At 76.0% G+C, this 17,141-nt stretch carries 17 protein-coding genes; 5 read left to right on the top strand and 12 right to left on the bottom strand.

The features are described 5' to 3' along the window. Positions 1-71: 71 nt before the first annotated feature. From RM540_RS13180 to RM540_RS13195, 4 genes are read right to left on the bottom strand one after another with little or no spacing between them, the layout of a single operon-like run. On the bottom strand, positions 72-866 hold the full coding sequence (locus RM540_RS13180) for a uroporphyrinogen-III synthase (RefSeq protein ID WP_311664853.1): 795 nt from the start codon (positions 864-866) through the stop codon (positions 72-74). Beyond that, positions 863-1,837, bottom strand: coding sequence for a hydroxymethylbilane synthase (hemC, locus tag RM540_RS13185; RefSeq protein WP_311664855.1), 975 nt, complete (start codon positions 1,835-1,837; stop codon positions 863-865). Before hemC ends, RM540_RS13180 begins: the two co-directional genes overlap by 4 nt. Beyond that, the gene (locus RM540_RS13190; RefSeq protein WP_311664857.1) at positions 1,830-3,077 is read right to left on the bottom strand and encodes an NAD(P)-dependent oxidoreductase; all 1,248 of its coding nucleotides are present in this window, start codon (positions 3,075-3,077) and stop codon (positions 1,830-1,832) included. Before RM540_RS13190 ends, hemC begins: the two co-directional genes overlap by 8 nt. Next, positions 3,074-3,757 carry a MerR family transcriptional regulator gene (locus RM540_RS13195; protein WP_311664859.1) on the bottom strand — a complete coding sequence of 228 codons (684 nt, stop codon included), beginning with the start codon at positions 3,755-3,757 and terminating at the stop codon, positions 3,074-3,076. The genes RM540_RS13190 and RM540_RS13195 overlap by 4 nt, the downstream gene beginning before the upstream one ends. A gap of 436 nt (positions 3,758-4,193) precedes the next feature. On the opposite strand from RM540_RS13195, the gene RM540_RS13200 reads away from it, so the two are divergent. Together RM540_RS13200 and RM540_RS16520 are read left to right on the top strand one after the other, a co-directional pair. After that, positions 4,194-4,334 carry a hypothetical protein gene (locus RM540_RS13200; protein WP_311664860.1) on the top strand — a complete coding sequence of 47 codons (141 nt, stop codon included), beginning with the start codon at positions 4,194-4,196 and terminating at the stop codon, positions 4,332-4,334. Between the two features lie 5 nt (positions 4,335-4,339). Next, on the top strand, positions 4,340-4,801 hold the full coding sequence (locus RM540_RS16520; protein WP_311664861.1) for a helix-turn-helix domain-containing protein: 462 nt from the start codon (positions 4,340-4,342) through the stop codon (positions 4,799-4,801). On the opposite strand, the gene RM540_RS13210 is transcribed toward RM540_RS16520, so the two are convergent. The 5 genes from RM540_RS13210 to zapE all read right to left on the bottom strand — a co-directional run bounded on the left by RM540_RS13210 (position 4,791) and on the right by zapE (position 10,180). After that, complete coding sequence (locus tag RM540_RS13210) at positions 4,791-7,148, bottom strand: cation:proton antiporter domain-containing protein (RefSeq protein ID WP_311664862.1); 2,358 nt, start codon at positions 7,146-7,148, stop codon at positions 4,791-4,793. The genes RM540_RS16520 and RM540_RS13210 overlap by 11 nt on opposite strands. A gap of 210 nt (positions 7,149-7,358) precedes the next feature. Then, positions 7,359-7,838 carry a copper chaperone PCu(A)C gene (locus RM540_RS13215; RefSeq protein ID WP_311664864.1) on the bottom strand — a complete coding sequence of 160 codons (480 nt, stop codon included), beginning with the start codon at positions 7,836-7,838 and terminating at the stop codon, positions 7,359-7,361. A 26-nt stretch (positions 7,839-7,864) separates the two neighbouring features. Next, a complete protein-coding gene (locus RM540_RS13220; protein WP_311664866.1) occupies positions 7,865-8,455 on the bottom strand; it encodes an SCO family protein in 591 nt (196 codons plus the stop codon). After that, positions 8,452-8,667 carry a hypothetical protein gene (locus RM540_RS13225; protein ID WP_311664868.1) on the bottom strand — a complete coding sequence of 72 codons (216 nt, stop codon included), beginning with the start codon at positions 8,665-8,667 and terminating at the stop codon, positions 8,452-8,454. The genes RM540_RS13220 and RM540_RS13225 overlap by 4 nt, the downstream gene beginning before the upstream one ends. A 478-nt stretch (positions 8,668-9,145) precedes the next feature. Beyond that, the gene (gene zapE, locus RM540_RS13230; RefSeq protein WP_311664870.1) at positions 9,146-10,180 is read right to left on the bottom strand and encodes an AFG1/ZapE family ATPase; all 1,035 of its coding nucleotides are present in this window, start codon (positions 10,178-10,180) and stop codon (positions 9,146-9,148) included. Between the two features lie 129 nt (positions 10,181-10,309). Between zapE and RM540_RS13235 the strand changes: the two genes are divergently transcribed. Next, entirely contained in the window at positions 10,310-10,477 is a 168-nt protein-coding gene (locus tag RM540_RS13235; protein ID WP_311664872.1) for a hypothetical protein, read from the top strand. Here the strand turns inward: RM540_RS13235 and RM540_RS13240 are convergent, their stop codons facing one another. After that, positions 10,478-12,703, bottom strand: a complete 2,226-nt coding sequence (locus tag RM540_RS13240; RefSeq protein WP_311664874.1) for a PIG-L family deacetylase — start codon at positions 12,701-12,703, stop codon at positions 10,478-10,480. A gap of 110 nt (positions 12,704-12,813) precedes the next feature. Here RM540_RS13240 and RM540_RS13245 point away from each other — a divergent pair, with 110 nt between their 5' ends. Together RM540_RS13245 and RM540_RS13250 are read left to right on the top strand one after the other, a co-directional pair. After that, positions 12,814-13,899, top strand: a complete 1,086-nt coding sequence (locus RM540_RS13245; protein WP_311664876.1) for a zinc-binding metallopeptidase family protein — start codon at positions 12,814-12,816, stop codon at positions 13,897-13,899. 63 nt (positions 13,900-13,962) lie between these two features. Next, a complete protein-coding gene (locus RM540_RS13250; protein ID WP_311664878.1) occupies positions 13,963-14,247 on the top strand; it encodes a hypothetical protein in 285 nt (94 codons plus the stop codon). Between the two features lie 152 nt (positions 14,248-14,399). Here the strand turns inward: RM540_RS13250 and RM540_RS13255 are convergent, their stop codons facing one another. Continuing rightward, the gene (locus RM540_RS13255; RefSeq protein ID WP_311664880.1) at positions 14,400-16,136 is read right to left on the bottom strand and encodes an ABC transporter permease/substrate-binding protein; all 1,737 of its coding nucleotides are present in this window, start codon (positions 16,134-16,136) and stop codon (positions 14,400-14,402) included. Next, on the bottom strand, positions 16,133-16,864 hold the full coding sequence (locus RM540_RS13260; protein ID WP_311664883.1) for an ATP-binding cassette domain-containing protein: 732 nt from the start codon (positions 16,862-16,864) through the stop codon (positions 16,133-16,135). The genes RM540_RS13255 and RM540_RS13260 overlap by 4 nt, the downstream gene beginning before the upstream one ends. Between the last annotated feature and the right edge of the window lie 277 nt (positions 16,865-17,141).

Here is a 17,141-nt window from a genome sequence, read left to right on the forward strand (position 1 = left end):
GGGGTGACGAGTGATGGGCAAGAGGCGGCGGGCGGCCCGCTCGGCCGCCCCGCCCGCAGCGGGCGGGGCGGTCAGGAGAACAGGCGGACGAGCGTGTCGAGCAAGCCGCTCACCGTGTGCGGGTCGGCGACGGCGTCGGCCTCCAGCCCGAACGGCGCCAGCGCCTCGGCGGTGACGGGGCCAATCGCCACGAGCGCCGCCCCGCCCAGGTCGAGCGGGCGCTCGGGCGGGGCGGGGCTTTCGGGCGGGGCGGTGAGGGCGCCCAGGAAGCCGCGGACGGTCGACGGCGACGTGAACGTGATGGCGTCGGGTGTCTGGGCGAGCGCGGCGGCGGCGGCCGCGGGGTCGGCCTCGGAGACTGTGCGGTAGGCCGTCACGTCCTCGACGACCGCGCCGCGCGCGGCCAGGCCGGTCGCGATCGCTTCGCGGCCGATGTCGGAGCGGAGGAGGACCACGCGGTCGCCCTCCGCAAGAGGTAGCTCCTCGATCAGCACGTCGCCGAGCGCCTCGCGCGGGACGAAGTCGACCGGCGAGCCGGCGGCCTCCAGCGCCTCGGCCGTGCCCGAACCAATCGCCGCCACGCGGATGCCCGCCGGCAGCCCGCCCGCCTCCCGCACGGCGGCCCACCCGAAGCGGACGCCGACGGCGCTCGTGAACACGACCCACGCCGCCCCGCCCGTGTCGGGTCCGCCCAAGCCGCGCGCCGCCTCGGCCAACAGGTCGGGGCGGGGCGGCGGCAGAAAGCGGAGGGCGGGGACGAGGAGCGGCTCGGCGCCCCGCTCGCGGAGGCCGTCGACGAGCGTGCCCGCCTGATCCTCGGCGCGCGTCACGACGACGCGGCGGCCCTGGAGCGGCGCGCGGCTCACGCGCTCGCCTCGGCGAGCACGGCGGCGGCGCCCTGGGCGAGCGCGTCTTGCGCGGCGGCCTCGCCGACCTCCCGCCCCGCCCGGGCGGGGTGGTGCGGGTCGAACGGCGCCTCGGCCTCGACCTCGACGGTCCGGGCGCCGTCCAGCGACACGACGCGGCCGCGGAGGTGGAGCCGGCCGTTTTCGACCGTGCCGTAGGCGGCGATCGGCGCGCTGCACCCGCCGCCGAGGCTCGCCAGAAACTGACGCTCGGCCGTGACGGCGGCCCGCGTCTCGGCGTGATCGAGGGCGCCGACGAGGCGGCGGACGGCGTCGTCGTCGGCCCGCACCTGGACGCCGAGCGCGGCCTGGCCCGGCGCCGGGAGCATCGTGTCGAGGTCGAGGATCGAGGCCGCCTCGCCCTCGATCTCCAGGCGCGAGAGCCCGGCCAGGGCGAGGACGCCGGCGTGGTAACCACCCTCCTTCACCTTGCGGATGCGCGTCTCGACGTTCCCGCGGATCGACCGGATCACGAGGTCGGGCCGCCGGCGCAGGAGCTGCGAGCCGCGGCGGAGGCTGCTCGTGCCGACGGTCGCGCCCGGCGGCAGGTCGTCCACCCCGCCCCCGGCGGGGCAGATCCAGGCGTCGCGCGGGTCCTCGCGCCGGGTCGTCGCGCCGACCGTGAGGCCGGGCGGGTCGTCGGTCGGCAGGTCCTTGAGCGAGTGGACGGCGAGGTCGATCCGCCCCGCCCCCAGCGCGGCTTCGAGCTCGACCGTGAACAAGCCCTTGCCGCCGATCTCGGGGAGCGGCTTGTCGAGCACCTTGTCGCCCTCGGTCACGAACGGCACCTTCTCCACGACGAGCCCAGGCCACGCCGCCTCCAACTCGGCGGCGACGTGATCGGCCTGCCACGTCGCCAGCCGCGACGTGCGCGTGCCGAGGCGGAGGACCGTGGGCGGGGCGGGGCGGGGCGTCGGCTCGGGGCTAGTCATCGGCGTCGAGCGCGAACAGGCGGCGGAGGGCGCTTTCGTCGAGGCTGGACGGACGGTCGCGGAGGCCGGCCGAGAGGTCGTGGAACAGCCGCGTCGTGAGCGTGCGCGTGAGGAGGTCGGGGTCGCTGCACCGGGCCGGGCCGGTGGTGGACTCGCATGTGCGGTCGGAGCACTTGCCGCACACGTAGTCCAGCGTCTCGCGGCGGACCCGCTCGGCCCGGCGGCGGACGTCGGCCACGAGCGCCTCGCGGCGGAGCGCGTCGAGCTCGGTGCGGAGCGCGTCGAGCGTCTCCTCGACGAGCGCCTCGGCCTGCGGCACGGCCGCCTCGCGCGCCCGGAGCCCGGCGTCGACGACGGCCCCGAGCGCGTCGATGTCGTAGAGCGCGACGCCGGGGAGCGCGCCGACCTCGGCCTCGACGTTCCGCGGCAGGCCCAGGTCCACGACCGTCCGCGCGCGCCCGTCGGCCCACCCCGCCCGGGCGGCGTCGACGTCGAAGGCCGTCCCGTCGGTCGCCGTGAACACGACGTCGGCGTCGGGGAGCACGGACGCGATGTGGGCGGGGCGGACCACGCGGAAGCCGGCGTGCTCCGGCGCGTGCGCCGAGACGAGCGTGACCGACGCCGGCCGCGCCGACGGGAGCACCTTGAGCAGGAGCCGACCGATCTGGCCGCCCCCGAACACGACCACGTTCCGGCGCCGCACCCCGCCCCGCTCGGCCTGCGCGAGGCGGACGGCGGCGGTCGCCGTCGAGGCCGCGCCGCGCCCCAGGTCGGTCATCCGCCGGATCCACTGGCCGGCGCGGACGGCGGCGCCGAACGCGGCCCGGAGCGGTGGCGAGAGCACGCCGGCGGCCTCGGCCTCGGCGCGCGCGCGGCGCACCTGGCCCAGAATCTGCGCCTCGCCCAACACGGCCGACTCGAGCCCGGCGGCCACGCGGACGAGGTGGCGGAGCGCGTCGTCGCCCTGGCTCTCGGCGAACGCGCCGAGCGGGGCGGCGGGCCGGGCCTCGGCCAGCCGCGCGCGGCCCCACGCCAGCAGCTCGGGGGCGGGGCGGTGATCGGCCAGGAGCAGCTCGACGCGGAAGCACGTCGAGACGAGGCACGCGCCCAGTCCGTCGCGGCGCGCGGCGGCGTAGAGCGCCAGGGTATCGTCGGCGTCGAGCGCCCACGCCTCGCGGTCGCCCACGGGCGCCGCGTCGCCGTCGAGGCCGAGCCGGACAATGGTCGCTTCGGGCGTCATGCGAGCGGACCCGATACGGGCGGGGTGGCGGGCAGGGGCGGGGCGGCCTCGTACGCCGCGGCGATCGCGAGCTGGACCTCGTTCATGAACTCGTTCACCTTCCGCAGCAGGGCCACCTGCGCGCCCACCGGGCGCTCGTCGAGGTGCGGGTAGTAGGCGGTCGACTCGGTGAGGGCGTCGCGGAAGAAGAGCGTGGCCCGGAGCGCCTCGCCCTGGCTCAGCCCGCGCTCCCGCATCTGGCCGGCGTAGACGTGCGACAGGCGCCCGACCTCGTCCCACAGCCCGGCCTCGTCGTCGGTGCCGGCGATGTGGCGGAGGAGGAGCCCCATGAGGCGCGTCCCGTTCTCGCGGCTCTGCTCGCGGTCGGCGTCCGTGAGGGCGTCGCTCCACGCCCCGCGCGGCCGCGTCTGCGCCTCGTGCCGCGTGTGGACGATGGCGTGCTGCGCCCACGTCTGGTCGGCCGCGTCGCCGGCGTCCGGGAGCGCCGCCCCGCCCGCGCGGTCTGCGCCGTCCGCCCCGCCCCGGAGGCGGTCGACGGCCTCGCGCGGGATGCGGCGGTGGCCGCCGGGCGTCCGCGCCTCGGGCAGCTTGCCCTCGCCCGTCCACCGCCGGACGGTGTCGACGTGGACGCCGAGGAGGTCGGCCGCGGCGCTGACGCTGAGGAGGTCGGTAGGGGGCACGTGCGGAGGTTTGCCTAGGATTGAAGGTCGCCCCCCTCACACGCCGGACGGGTGAAGATTGGTGCGTCTCCGCCCCGCCCCCCATGGTGTTCACGGCCTCTCCGACGGCGTGCAGGGCGGCGGCGCGGCGGCCTGTGGGGGAGCCCCCGGCACCCCGCCTGCGAGGGCGGGGCGGACGCGGGCGGGGCGGCGCTCTCGGGTATCGGCACGTCGGCCCACAGGGTTAACGGCCTCCGAGCCGCCCCGCCCCTCTGCGTGGGCGGGGCTGTGCGGGCGGGGTGGGTGAGCCAACTGTCCGCTACCACGTCAATGACGTACCTTCGAGACGAGGCCTACCCCCGATGACGTTTACCGCGTACTGTCTCCGCCGGTCAGCGACCACGGCCTCTCGGTAGACCACGTTCTGACGGCTCTCCGTCACGAGATCGACCAGAGCGTGCAGCATGACGGACGGGTCCGCATCTGGGGGTGGGTCGCCGAGATCGACAAGTGCCTGCGCGTGGTCGTCGAGTCTGACGGCGAGACGGTGATGAACGCGATGCCCGACCGGAAGTGCACGAACGCCCACCGCCCCTAAGCCCGATGCGAGTCCTCTTTGATCCCGAGACGGACATGGTCGTCGTGTCTCTCGTCCCGGTCCCGTACGACGCGGGCGGGGCGGAAGACACGTCGGACCCCGACGTCGTCCTGCACTACACCGGCGACGGCCGCCTTGCCGAGGTCGAGGTGGCGCGGGCGTCGAGTCGGCTCGACCTCACGGCGCTCCGCCGAAGCCCGGCGTTCGAGGAGGTGCACCGGGAGCTCGACGTGCGAGCGATCCGCGAGGGGCTCGGGCTCTCGCAGGACAGATTCGCGGCTTACCTCGACGTGAGCGTCGGGACGATCCGCAACTGGGAGCAAGGGCGACGGACGCCCCGTGGCCCCGCTCGCCGTCTCCTCGAACTGTCTCGGGACCGGCCCGGGATGCTCTTCGACCGGCCCCAGGCCACGAGCGAAGCCCCCGCCCCGCCCGCCACTCCAGAGACGGGCGGCGCTACAGCATGACCTCGTCCTCGTAGCACCAGCCCCACGTCTCGCTGGGCTCGATGGACCGCGCGACCGGGTGCCCCGTCGCGTGGTAGTGCTCTGTCGCGTGCTTGTTCGGCGACGAGTCGCAGCACCCGACGTGCCCGCACTCCATGCACACGCGGAGGTGGACCCAGCGGTCGCCGGCCTCCAGGCACTCCTGGCAGCCCTGCGTGCCCGGCGTCACGTCGTGGACATGGTCGAGGTGCGTGCACCCGGCGTCGGGGTCCGCGTCGAGGTGGACGGGCGCGGAGGTGTCGATCCACGGGGCAGTCTGCGCGGGCATGGCGGGGAGGTCGGGCGGGGCGGGCGCCGAGGCGTCGGACGTGCGGAACAGGTCGGCGGCGTCGACGAACGCCTGCGGCGTGCCGCCGAAGAGGACCACGTCGCCCGGCGCGAGCGCGGCCGCCCCGCCCGGCTCGCGGAGCGTCTCGCCCGCGCGGTCGATCTGGACGGCGTGGAGGAGCCGGCGGTCGAGGTCGAGGTCCGCCAGCGTCTTCCCCGCCGCGGCGGCGCCCTCGCGGATCGTGACCGTCCGCGTCGAGAAGCAGTCGTCGTCGAGCTCGCAGCGGACGGAGGGGCGGTCCATGACGCCGCCGTCGAACGCCTGGTAGCTCCCGCGCCGGAGCGCCTCCTCGTGGCGGAGGATCTCGGCCGGCTCGACCTGGTAGCGCCGCAGGACGTCGTCGAACAGACCGAGCACGGCCTCCAGGTCGGTCGCGATCGCCCGGTCGGCGCCGGCCTCGACCAACTCCTCGGCCTCCTCCATCGTCGTCGCCGTGGCGACGATGCGGACGGTGGGCGAGAGCGCGCGGGCCACCGAGACCACGCGGTGCGTCATGCCCGGCGTGTCGTCGGGCACGACCATCATCTTGGCGCGGTCCAGCCCGACGGTCCCCAGGATGTGCCGCTTGGCGTAGTCGCCGCGGAGCACGCGGCGGCCCTCGGCCTCGGCCTCGCGCGCGCCGTCCGGCGACAGCGTCACGATGGCGAACGGGATGCCCGAGCCGTCGAGGACGTGGACGAGCCGGCGCGCGGCGGCGCCGTAGCCGGCCACGATCACGTGGTTCTCCAGGTCCGCGAACGCCTCGGGGTCCGGGGGCGGGGTGGCGGCCGCGTCCCGCCCCGCCCCCCGCTCGCGGAGCCGCCCCGCCAGCCGCCCCGCCCACGGCGCGGCCAGGGGCGTGAGCGCCATCGACACGACGGTGGCGGCGATAAAGAGCGGGGCGCCCACGCCGTCCATCCCGAGCGGCGTCAGCCCGACCTCGCGGCCCGACCGCTCGAGCACGAACGAGAACTCGCCCACCTGCGCCAGCCACAGCGCCGACGCCGCCGCGACCGGCGTCGCCCGCCCGACCACGCGGACGGCCACGAACGTCGTCAGCAGCTTGATGGCGACGACCGCGACGAGCGCGCCCAGCACCAGGCCCAGGTTCCGCACGAAAAAGCCCACGTCGAGGAGCAGCCCGACCGACACGAAGAACGTGGCCGAGAACAGGATCTGGAGCGGGAGGATCTCCGACAGCGCGTGCTCCGAGAACCGGCTCTGGCTGACCACGAGGCCGGCCAGGAACGCCCCGAGCGAGATCGACACGCCGGCCAGCCCGACCGCGTAGGCCGTCCCAAAGCAGATGGCGATGATGGTCAAGAGGAACAGCTCGGGCGAGCACGTCCGCGCGACGTGCTCCAGGAGCGGCGGGAGCAGCCGCCGCGCCACCACGAGCACGAACACGATGATGGCCGCGGCCGTGCCCAGCGCGATCGCGAGCTCCCCGCCCGTCACGTCGCCGCCGCCGAGCGCGGGCACCAGGAGCACCATGAGGATGACGGCGAGGTCCTGGAAGATGAGGAGCCCGACGGCGCCCTGGCCCGCGTCCGTCCCCGTCTCGCCGCGGTCGCCCAGCAGCTTCGTCACGATCGCCGTCGACGACAGCGCGACGAGGAAGCCGGTAAACACCGCCGGCCGCCACCCGACCCCGAACGCCAGGCACAGCCCGGCCACGAGCGCCGTCGTGAGCCCGACCTGCACGCCGCCGCCGACGAAGATGAGCCGCTTGATCCGGGCCAGCTTGTCGAGCGAGAACTCGATCCCGATCGTGAACAGGAGCAGCAGCACGCCCACCTCGGCCGCCGCGTCGATGAGCTCGGGGTCGCGCACGAGCCGCAGTCCGCTCGGCCCGATCAGGACGCCCGCGAGCAGGAACCCGACGATCGGGACCAGCCCCAGGCGCTGCGACACGTACGCCACGACCGCCGCCGCCATGACGATGGCGACCACTTCGACGAGGAACGGGGGGACGGCGCCGGCGGCGAGGACGAACGGCATACGCGAGGGCGGACCCAAAGGGCGGACCCGAAGGGCGAGGTGAGGGCGGACCGCCCCGCCCACAGCGACATCCAGGGTGACATCAGGATCCTGCCGGCGGGCGGGGCGGGTGTTCGTCCGCCGCCCCGCCCGGGTTCCGCAGCACTGCCGCCGCCTGGGCGGGGCGGCCTACGCGGGCACCGCCCGCGCGAGGGGCGCCCACGCCGCCGCTTATTGGAGGCCGCGGACGGGCACGCGGAGCGCCAGCGTTTGCCCCTCCGCAAAGTCGAGGGCGAGGTCGACCGTGTCGCCTTCGGCGAGGCCGCGGCGGAGGTCGAGGAGCATGACGTGGAGGCCGCCCGGCTCGAACGCGACCGCCCCGCCCGCCGGGACCGCCACGCGGTCGGCCTCCCGCATCCCACGGAGTCCGTCGGCGCTCTCGGTCGTCTCGTGGACCTGGACGCGCGAGGCCGCGTCGGTCCGGGCGGCGACGAGTGTGTCGGGCGTGGCCGTCCCGTTTTCGAGGCGGAAGAACACGGCGCTCACCCCGCCCGCCGGTGCCGCGCGGGCATAGGCGCCGGCCGCGGCGAGAGACGCGGCCTCCGCCACGGGCGGGGCGGGGGGAGCGGGCGGCGCGGCGGCTGGCTCGGGCGCGTCGGCACAGCCGGCGGCGAGGAACGCGAGAACAGCGAGGGGCGGGGCGGGACGCATGGGCGGGGTGGAGTCGGGATCCAGCCTTATAGGAGCGCGCGGGCGTCCTCGGCGACCATCTCGGGCGGGGCGGCGCTCCCCCCGTACGTCTCGACCACGCGGCCGTCGGCGTCGAGGAGCAGCGAGAGGTCAGAGTGGTCCAGGAGCGTGGCGACGGCGCCCGACTCCAGCGTGTCGGACCGCGAGACGCGGACGCGGACGCCAAGCCGCTCCATGAGGCGGTCCACCTCGTCCGGGTCGCCGGTCGCGAGCGTCCAGTCGTCGCTGAGGTCCCAGACGTCGGCGTACTGGCGGAGCACGGCGGGCCGGTCGCGCTCGGGGTCGAACGTGAGCGTGACGAACCGGACGGCCGCCGCGTCGGCCCCGAGCGCCTCGCGGACCCGCTTCGTCTGCTGCATCGTCGCGAGGCACACGTCGGGGCAGTGCGTGTAGACGGCCGTGACGTAGGCGGGGCGGCCGGCGAGGTCGTCCGGGAACGCGAACGCATCCGCGTCCTGGTCGACGAGCGACCACGAGGCGTCGGAGAGGTCGTCCTCGGGCGCGAGGTGGTCGGGGCGCCCGCCGCAGGCGGCCAGGAGCAGGGCGAGGGTGACGAGGGCGGGGAGGCGTACGGTCATCGGTCGGCGCGGGCGAGCGGGAAGTCGGCGGCGAGCGGTCCCCAGGCGAGCCGGAGCGCCGAGCCGTCGTCGGCGAACGACCACGTGAGGGCGTCGAGCGGCTCGGCCAGCACGTCGGGCGCGACGGGCACGGTCACGTGGGCGGGGTGGTGCTGGGCCTCGGCCCGTGGGGCGAGGGCCGCGAGGGCGAGGGCGAACAGGACGGGGCGCACAGGCTTCCGCAGCGGAGATTTCCCCCAACGCGCGCCGCCCCGTCCAGGTGTCGCCGCCCGCCGTGTAGACCGCGCTAGGACCGCCCCGTCCACCGCCGCCCCGCCCGCGTCGACCTGCCCCCGGGGGCGGGGCGGTCGGAGAAGGCGCCGCCCCGTCCCGTGTCACGCCACTCGGCGCCACCCCGCCCGAACACGCCCCGTTCGCGCTCCGGCCGCTGCGCTGTCGCTTCGCCGCCCCTCCGTCGCACAAACGGTTCCCCTTGAACAAGGGGACAGCCGTACGCCCTTGAGCGGAGCGGTGGGCGTGCGGCGGGGGGTGCGCTCCGCCCCGCCCACGGGCGATCGCCAGTCGCCCCTACGGCACCACCCCGCCCGTGCAGTGAGGGCGGGGCGGCGCATCTTCCGCTCGCCGCTCGCCGCTCGCCGCTCGCCGCTCGCCGCTCGCCGCTCGCCGCTCGCCGCTCGCCGCTCGCCGCCCCTACACCCGCTCGACCTCCGCCAGCGCCGTCAGCCGGCTCGTCGTGCGCGCGAACTTGTCCGCGATGGCCGCCTCGACGCCGCCCCGCCCCTCGGCGGCGAACCACTCGGCGGGCGGGGCGGCGGCCGTGAAGTAGAGCGTGGGCGGGGCGGGCAGGCCGTAGAGGTCGTCGGCCACGCGGAGCAGGCGGAGCGCGTCGTCGGTGTCGGCCACGTCGATGCCGTCGAGGAACAGGGCACCGCTCTGGGCCAGCCGCTCGGCGAGCCGCGTGCGCTCGACCTCGGTCGTGAGCCGGAGGAGCTCGTCGAACGCCAGCCACCGCTTAGGCTCGGGCGCCGCCTCGTAGGCCCGGCGCATGGCGGCCCGGGCCGCGTCGGGCGCGCCGACCCACGCGCGGCCCTCCTTCTCCAGCCCCTGCCGGAAGTCGTCGCCGCCGACGAAGACGACGTGGTACTGGCGCTCGAACTCCTCGGAGATGAACCGTTCGAGCCGGTCGCGGCCCAGGTGGCCCGAGACGAACCGCTCGGGCTCGGCGTTCGACGTCGCCGCGAGCGTCACGCCCCGCTCGCGGAGCGCCCGGAGCACGGCGATCAGGCGGACCTCGCCGGCCGGGTCGTCCAGCTCGACCTCGTCGAGGCACAGGACGCGGGCCTCGGCCGCGACCCGGTCGGCGTAGGCGTCGGGCGGCTCGGTCGCCCGGAAGAGGGCCGACGAGTGCGTGTAGGCGCACGGCACCGGCTCCGCTCCACCCCGCCCGTTCGCCCCCGCGGCCGGCTCGGGCGCCGACAGCGCGTGGTAGATCGACGCCAGCAGGTGCGTCTTGCCCGTCCCCACCGGGCCGACGAGGTAAAGCCCGCCGCGGAGCCCGTCGTCGCGCTGGAACAGCCGGAGCCACGACGGCCGCCCCGCCCGCACGCGGACGAGCCGGACGAACTGGCGGGCCTTCTGGAGCGCCTCGGCCTGGCTCTCCGTCTGCGGCCGGTACCCGTCGAGGCGGGCGTCGTCGTAGCGGGCGGGGGGGCGGAGGGCGGTCATGGGGCGGGGTGCGGCGGCGGGGCGAGGGAGAAAAACGGGCGGGGCGGTTTAGGCGCGGGGCGGGGCGGCCGATACGGGGCCGGAGACCGCCCCGCCCGGCTGGGGCTCCCCCGCGACCTCGCTCGCCCGATGAAGGAAGACGTCCCCACCTACCTCGCCCGCCGCGCCCGCCGCGAGCGGACGCTCTCGCGCGTGATCCCCGCCGTTCTGCTGGTCGTGCTCATCGTGTTCGTCGTCGTCGTGCTCCACTACGTCATGGGGCACGGGCCGCTCAGCCCGTGGCTCCCCGGCCAGTAGTCAGCCCCCGACGCGGTCGCGCGTGAGGGGGAGCGAAACGAGGTTGGCGACGAGCCGCCAGGCGCCCGGGTTGAGCGCGTCCAGCTGGCGGTACCACACGAGCGGGCTGTAGACGTAGGTCCCCGCCCCGACCTCGGCGTACAGGATACCCGAGCGGAGCGGTGCCTCGCCGGGGTCGCCGACGGCCAGGAGCTCCTGGTAGCGGCCGTCGTAGTCGTCGGGGAAGTAGAGGCCGCGTTCCTGGACCCACCCCGCCCAGTCGGCGGCGGTGATCTCGTGCGGCGCGTGGAAAAGCCGGTTGTCCGGGGCGAGGACCTCGACGGGCGCCTCCTCGACCGTCACGCGGTCGCGGCCCAGGTGGAGCGGGTAGGGCGCGATCCCGCCGGGGCCGCCGTCGGCCCCCGGCTCGTTCCACTCGAACGACTTGTGGTAGCCCACGACGAGGTGCCCGCCCCCGCGGACCCACGCGAGCAGCCGGTCGCGGGCCGCCGCGAGGTCGGGGCGGACGAGGAGCGCGCGGATGTCGAGCACGATCGTGTCGAGCCCGTCGAAGTCGCCCTGGGCGAGCGCCGCGCTGTCGAGCGGGACGACGTCGGCGCCCATCACGCGGAGCGCGCTCTCGGTCACGTCGTCGTAGGACCGGACGAACCCGACGCGGAGGCCGGGCGCGACCGATACGTCGGGGAGCACGGCCGCCGGGCGCTCCACCGCCGCCAGCCCGTCGACGTCCGCCGCGTCGGCCACGACGCGGAGCCGGTACCGTCCCGCCCCGACCGTCTCCGGCACGTCGAGCGTCAGGCGGACCGTGTCGGCCGAGGCCGGGACCGTCCGCGCCGCCGTCGCGACCGCGTCGACGTAGTCCGGCGCCTCGACGGCCGCGTGGACGCGGACGCGGTCGACCGAGCGGTCGTAGACGGCGAGCGCCACGGCCACCGGGTTCGGGCCGGGCTCCAGCCGCACCGGCCCCGGCGCGAGGTCGACGACGACGGGCGGGGCGGTCTCAGTCCGGTCGACGACCGCGCCCGCCCCGCCCTCCGCGAGGCGGTACGCCCCGGGCGGGGCGGCCGTGGCCCGGTCGTACTGCGCGCGGTACGCCGGCAGCGTCACGTCGTCCCCGACGACCACGCGGCCCTCATTCTCGACCGTGACGACGGGCAGCCGTCCGGTCTCGACGAGCGTGGCGAGGTCGAGGTCGCGGGCCGCCGGGTTTGGGCCGAGCCCGGCCGCGAGGTCCGTCGCGCCCGGCGGCAGGGGCGGGGCGGAGGGCGCCGCCTTCAGGAGTGCGAAGTACGTCGTGTCGCGGCGGAACCGCGGGGCGAACGTGTCGAACCCCTGGCTCACGTGCTGGGCCGCCGCCGCGACGGCCCGGTCGGCGCAGCTCTCGGCGGGGCGGTCGGGGAGCGCGCGGCAGGCGTCGCCGACGGGCACGGCCACGTCGTACCGCTCGGGCGCCCCGCTCTGGAACCCGCCGACGCGGACGAACAGCCGCTGCGGCTGCCACAGGTCCACGCCCGGCTCCGCGAGCTGCTCGGGGTGGAAGGCCGGGTCGGCGGCGCGGTCGAACGCCTCGGCCGCCGAGATCCCTACGGCCTGGTGGTGCCCGTGCTGCGCGTCCGGCCACGCCGTCGACGTGTCGTGGTTCGTGAACAGGACGTCGGGCTTGTAGCGGCGGACGACGCGGACGAGGTCGGCCACCAGCATCTCGCGCCCGGCGTCGGCGCCGCGGCGCGGGGCGAGCTCCTCCCAGAATCCGGTGCGGGGGCGGCTCCACTCGTCGAACGCCTCGGCCGCGTGCTTCGAGAACCCGAAGTCGTAGCGGTTGAGGTAGGTCACGCGCGTGCCCAGGATGCGCGCGGCCCGCTCGGTCTCGGCCGTGCGGATGGCGCCCAGCCGCTCGTAGAGGTCCGGCCCGGCCTCGTTCTGGCCGCCCTCGCCGCGCGTGAACACGACCGAGTACACGGCGGCGTCCTGGTTGCCGCGGTAGTACGCCATCGTGAGGCCGTCCTCGTCGTCGGGGTGGGCGGCCAGGTTCATGACGACCAGCGGGCGCGTCGGGAGCGCCGCCCCGCCCAGGTCGTCGGCGCCGAGGCGGTCCGCCCCGCCCGCCGCCGTCGGGGCCGCTCCATCCGAGCGGGGCGGGGCGGCGGGCGCCTGGGCCGGGGCGCACCCGGCGGCGGCGGCCACGAGGGCCAGGAGGACGGCGAAGCGGGGGACAAATCGGGCCATGCGAGGAACGGCGGCGGCGGGCGGGGCGAACCTACCCCGGCCGCCCGGGCGCCGATCCCGGGCCGCAGCCAGCCTCTCCGTCTCTCCACCCCGCCCCCCTGCGCCCGCCCATGCCGATCTCCGACGACGACCGCGCGTTCCTCTTCGACCTTCTCCGCACGCCCTCGCCCACCGGGTTCGAGGCGCCGGGCCAGCGGCTCTGGGCCGCCCGCGCGGCCGAGTTCGCCGACGCCGTCGACAGCGACGCCTACGGCAGCGCGTGGGCCACGAAGCGGGGCGCCAACGACGCGGCCCCGACCGTGCTCCTCGAAGCCCACGCCGACGAGATCGGCTTCGCGCTCAAGTACGTCACCGACGAGGGCTTCCTCCGCGTCGACCGGATCGGCGGGTCGGACCACGCGATCGCACGCGCGCGCCGCGTCGTGTTCCTGGGGTCGAAGGGGCCGGTCGCCGGCGTGCTCGGCAACACGGCCATCCACCTCCGCGACCGCGAGAAGGACGAGAAGGCCCCGAAGATCGAGGACCTGTTCGTCGACGTCGGCGCGTCGTCGCGCGAGGAGGTCGCGGACCTCGGCCTCCGCGTGGGCCACCCGGCCGTCTACGCCGACGCGGCCGAGCTGCTCACCGAGAGCCGTGTGACGGGCCGGGCGCTGGACAACCGGCTGGGTGGGTTCGTGCTCACGCAGGTGCTGGCGGCGCTGAAGACCGGCGACCGGCCCCAGGCCGCGACCGTCGCGCTCAACGCGGTCCAGGAGGAGATCGGCGGGAACGGCGCCAAGATGGCGACTTATGCCATCGCACCCGACGTGGCCGTGGTCCTCGACGTGACGCACGCGACGGACTCGCCGGGCATCGAGAAGGCCAAACACGGCGACGTAAAGCTGGGCGGCGGCCCGACCGTCACGCACGGGACGGTGAACCACCCCGCCGTCGTGGCGCGCCTGGTCGAGGTGGCGGAGAAGGAGGGCATCGCGCTCCAGCACGAGTCGTCCAGCCGCTACTCGGGGACCGACACCGACGTCGTGTTCACGACCAAGGCCGGCATCCCGGCCGCGCTCGTCTCGATCCCCATGCGCTACATGCACTCGACGGTCGAGACGGTCGACCTGGGCGACGTCGAGGCGACGGTCCGCCTGCTCGAAGCGTTCGTCCGCTCGGTCCGCGCCGACGACACGTTCCGTACGGAGATCCTGTAGGGCGGGCGGGGTGGCCCGGCGGGCGGGGCGGCGTATCCTCCGCGCTCCCGAGCCGCCCCGCCCATGCCCGAGACGGACCCCGCGATCACGCCGACCTGCGCGCACTGCGGGTCGGACGCCGTCATCCCCGATGCTTTCCTCTACCCCAAGGACTCGGGCGGGGGCACGGGCACGCTCCAGCTCGGCCTCCACCGGAACCCGAGCGCCCTGATGCTGAAGCAGACGGAGCGGACCGACACGCGCGTCCAGGTGTGCGGCGACTGCGGGTTCGTCGCCCTGTTCAGCACCGACGCGCGGGCGCTTTGGGACGCCCACGTCGACCGTCTTTCGCGCGAGTTCGGCGCCTAGGGCGAAGGGTACGGGGTACAGAGTACGGGGTACGCGGTCCGGGAATCCCGCCTCGGGCCGTACCTCGTACCCGGTACCTCGTACCCCCTGCGTCCCCAGAGGGTGCCCTCGCCACCCCGCCCCGCCCTCGCCACGGGCGGGGCGGCCGCCCGCTACAGCCGCAGCCCGCGCGGGATCGCCACCCGCCCCGCCAGGCTGAACAGGCCCTGGACCGCAAGCGCCAGGACCGCCGCGGGCACGGCCCCCTCCAGGATCAGCCCGACGTCGTCGAGGCGGATGCCGGTCAGGATGGGCTGGCCGTAGCCGCCGGCGCCGACGAGCGCGCCGAGCGTGGCCGTGCCCACGTTGATGACGGCGCTCGTCTGGACGCCGGCCAAGACCGACGGCGCCGCGAGCGGCAGCTCGACGCGCTGCAGGCGCACGCGGGCGGGGAGGCCGAGCGCCGCCGCGCTCTCGCGCAGCTCCGGCGCGATGCCGACGAGCCCGGCGTGCGTGTTGCGGACGATGGGGAGCAGGCTGTACAGGAACAGCGCCGCGAGCGCCGGCGGCGCGCCGATGCCCAGCACGGGCAGCATGAACACCAAGAGCGCCAGCGACGGGATCGTGTACGCCACGCTGACCACGCCGAGCACGGGCGCCTCCAGCCACGGCACCTTGGCCGCTGCAATCCCGAGCGGGATGGCCACGACGATGGCCGCCGCGAGCGACAGGCCCACGAGCGCGAGGTGCTCCTTCGTCCGCTGCCAGACCCGCCCCGCCCGGCCGACCGTCTCGACCTGGGTGTCGACGCCGAACCGGGCGCGCACGAACGCCGCCGCGACGGCCGCCTCGGTCTCGCCGTCGATCTTGACGCGGGCGTTGAGGGCCGCCACCGAGTCGGCCGTGAGCGCTCCGGCGAGCCGGCCCCAGGCGGCGACGACGGCCGGCGCGCGCTCGGCGAGGTCGGCGCGGTAGAGGAGGACGGCGTCGTAGCGGGGGAAAAAGCCGCGGTCGTCCTCCAGCACGCGGAGCCCGTAGTACGGCACCTCGGCGTCGGTCGAGTACAGGTCGACGGCGTCGAGGTCGCCGGCGGCGAGGGCGCGGTAGGCGAGGTCGTGGTCGAGCCCGCGCACGTCGGCCTGGGGCAGCCCGTAGGCGCGCCGGAGCCCGGGCCAGCCGTCCTCGCGGTCCAGGAACTCGTTCGAGAACCCGAACCGGAGGGCGGGGTGGGCGCGCAGGTCCGAGAGCGTCTCGATGCCCAGCGCCTCGGCCCGCGCCTCCGTCATCCCAATCGCATACGTGTTGTTGAACCCGAGGGGCGGCGTCGCGCGGACGCCCACGCGCGCGAGGGCCGACCGCAGCGCCTCGGGCGTCGACACGTCCTCGTCGGCGAAGATCTCCTGGGCGAGCGTGCCCGTGTACTCGGGGTAGGCGTCGACGTCGCCGCGGAGGAGCGCCCCCCAGACCACGCGCGTCCCGCCGATCTCGCGCCGGTGCGTCGCCTCGGCGCCGGCGTCGCGGGCGAGGTCCGTGGCGATCTCGCCCAGCACGACGCTCTCGGTGAACACCTTCGACCCCACGACGACCTCGGCCGCCGCCCCGCCCGCGCGCTCCGGGGGCGGGGCGGTCTGCGCCCCGGCGGTTTGAGCCGCCCCGCCCCGCCCGGCGAGCGCGAGGAGGACGAGGGCGGGGAGGAGGCGCAGGAGGCGGCCGACGGCGGAACAGGGGGGGGCGGCCGCCCCGCCCGTCCCGGTCGGCGAGGGCGGGGCGGCGGGTGCTAGAGCACCCTTCGGGTTGGTACGGGGTACCGAGTACGAGGTACGGCCCGATTTGACCTCGGCGCGCGGGGACCCCGTACCGAGTCCCCTGTACCTCCCTGCACGTTGTTGTAGGGGCGGGGCGGTCGTCATGGGAGCGCGTAGCGTTGGGCCTCGACGAACGCCTCCACGAACGGCGTCGCCGGGGCGTCGGCGATCTCCTCCAGCCGCCCGCGCTGAACGATCCGGCCGCCGTCCATGACGGCCACGCGGTCGGCGAGCACGGCCGCTTCGCGGAGGTCGTGGGTGACCAGGAGGACGGTCGTGCCGAGGTCGGCGACGATCCCGGCCAGGTCGCGCTGGAGGCCGTCGCGCGTGACCGGGTCGAGCGCACCGAGCGGCTCGTCGAGGAGCAGCACGTCGGGGCTCAGGACGAGCGCCCGGAGCAGGGCCACGCGTTGGCGCTGGCCGCCCGAGAGTTCGGCGGGGAAGCGGCCGAGCGTGTCGGGCGCGAGCCGCGCGAGCTCGGCCAGCTCGGCGAGGCGCGCGTCGAGGCGCGCGTCGCTCCACCCCAGGTGCCGGGGCAGGAGGCCGGCGTTGCCGCGCGCCGTGAGGTGCGGGAACAGACCGCCGCCCTGGATCACGTAGCCCGCCCGCCGTCGGACTTCCAGCGCCGTCGCGTCCGTGACCTCGACGCCGTCGACCGCGACCATCCCCGCGTCCGGCACGACGAGGCGGAGCACGGCGCGGAGCAGCGTCGACTTGCCGCTCCCGCTCGTGCCCAGCAGCGCGAGCACGTCGCCCCGCCCGACGGCAAGGTCGGTCGGGTGGAGAGCGACCGTCGGGCCGTACCGCTTGGCGACGCCGTGGAGCTGGATCAAGGGGGAGAAGGGGGGACGAGGAACGGGGAACGGGGAACGGGCAGGCGGGTGCCCGAACGCTGCCGCCCCGCCCGGTACGGGGTACGGGGTACGGGGTACGGGGTACGGGGTACGGGAGGCGCACGGGCGGGGTGGTGCGCGCTTTGTTCCGCCCCGCCCGCGGGTCTGCGTGCGGCGTGCGGGGCGGTCAGGGAGGCGGTGCCCCGCCCGTGGCCGCCCCGCCGTTGCACGAAAGGGCGCTGCGCGGGGCGGGGCGGCCGGTTTTGACGCTCGGATA

Origin of the sequence: Rubrivirga litoralis, from assembly GCF_031846415.1 — a bacterium.
Classification (GTDB): Bacteria; Bacteroidota; Rhodothermia; order Rhodothermales; family Rubricoccaceae; genus Rubrivirga; species Rubrivirga litoralis.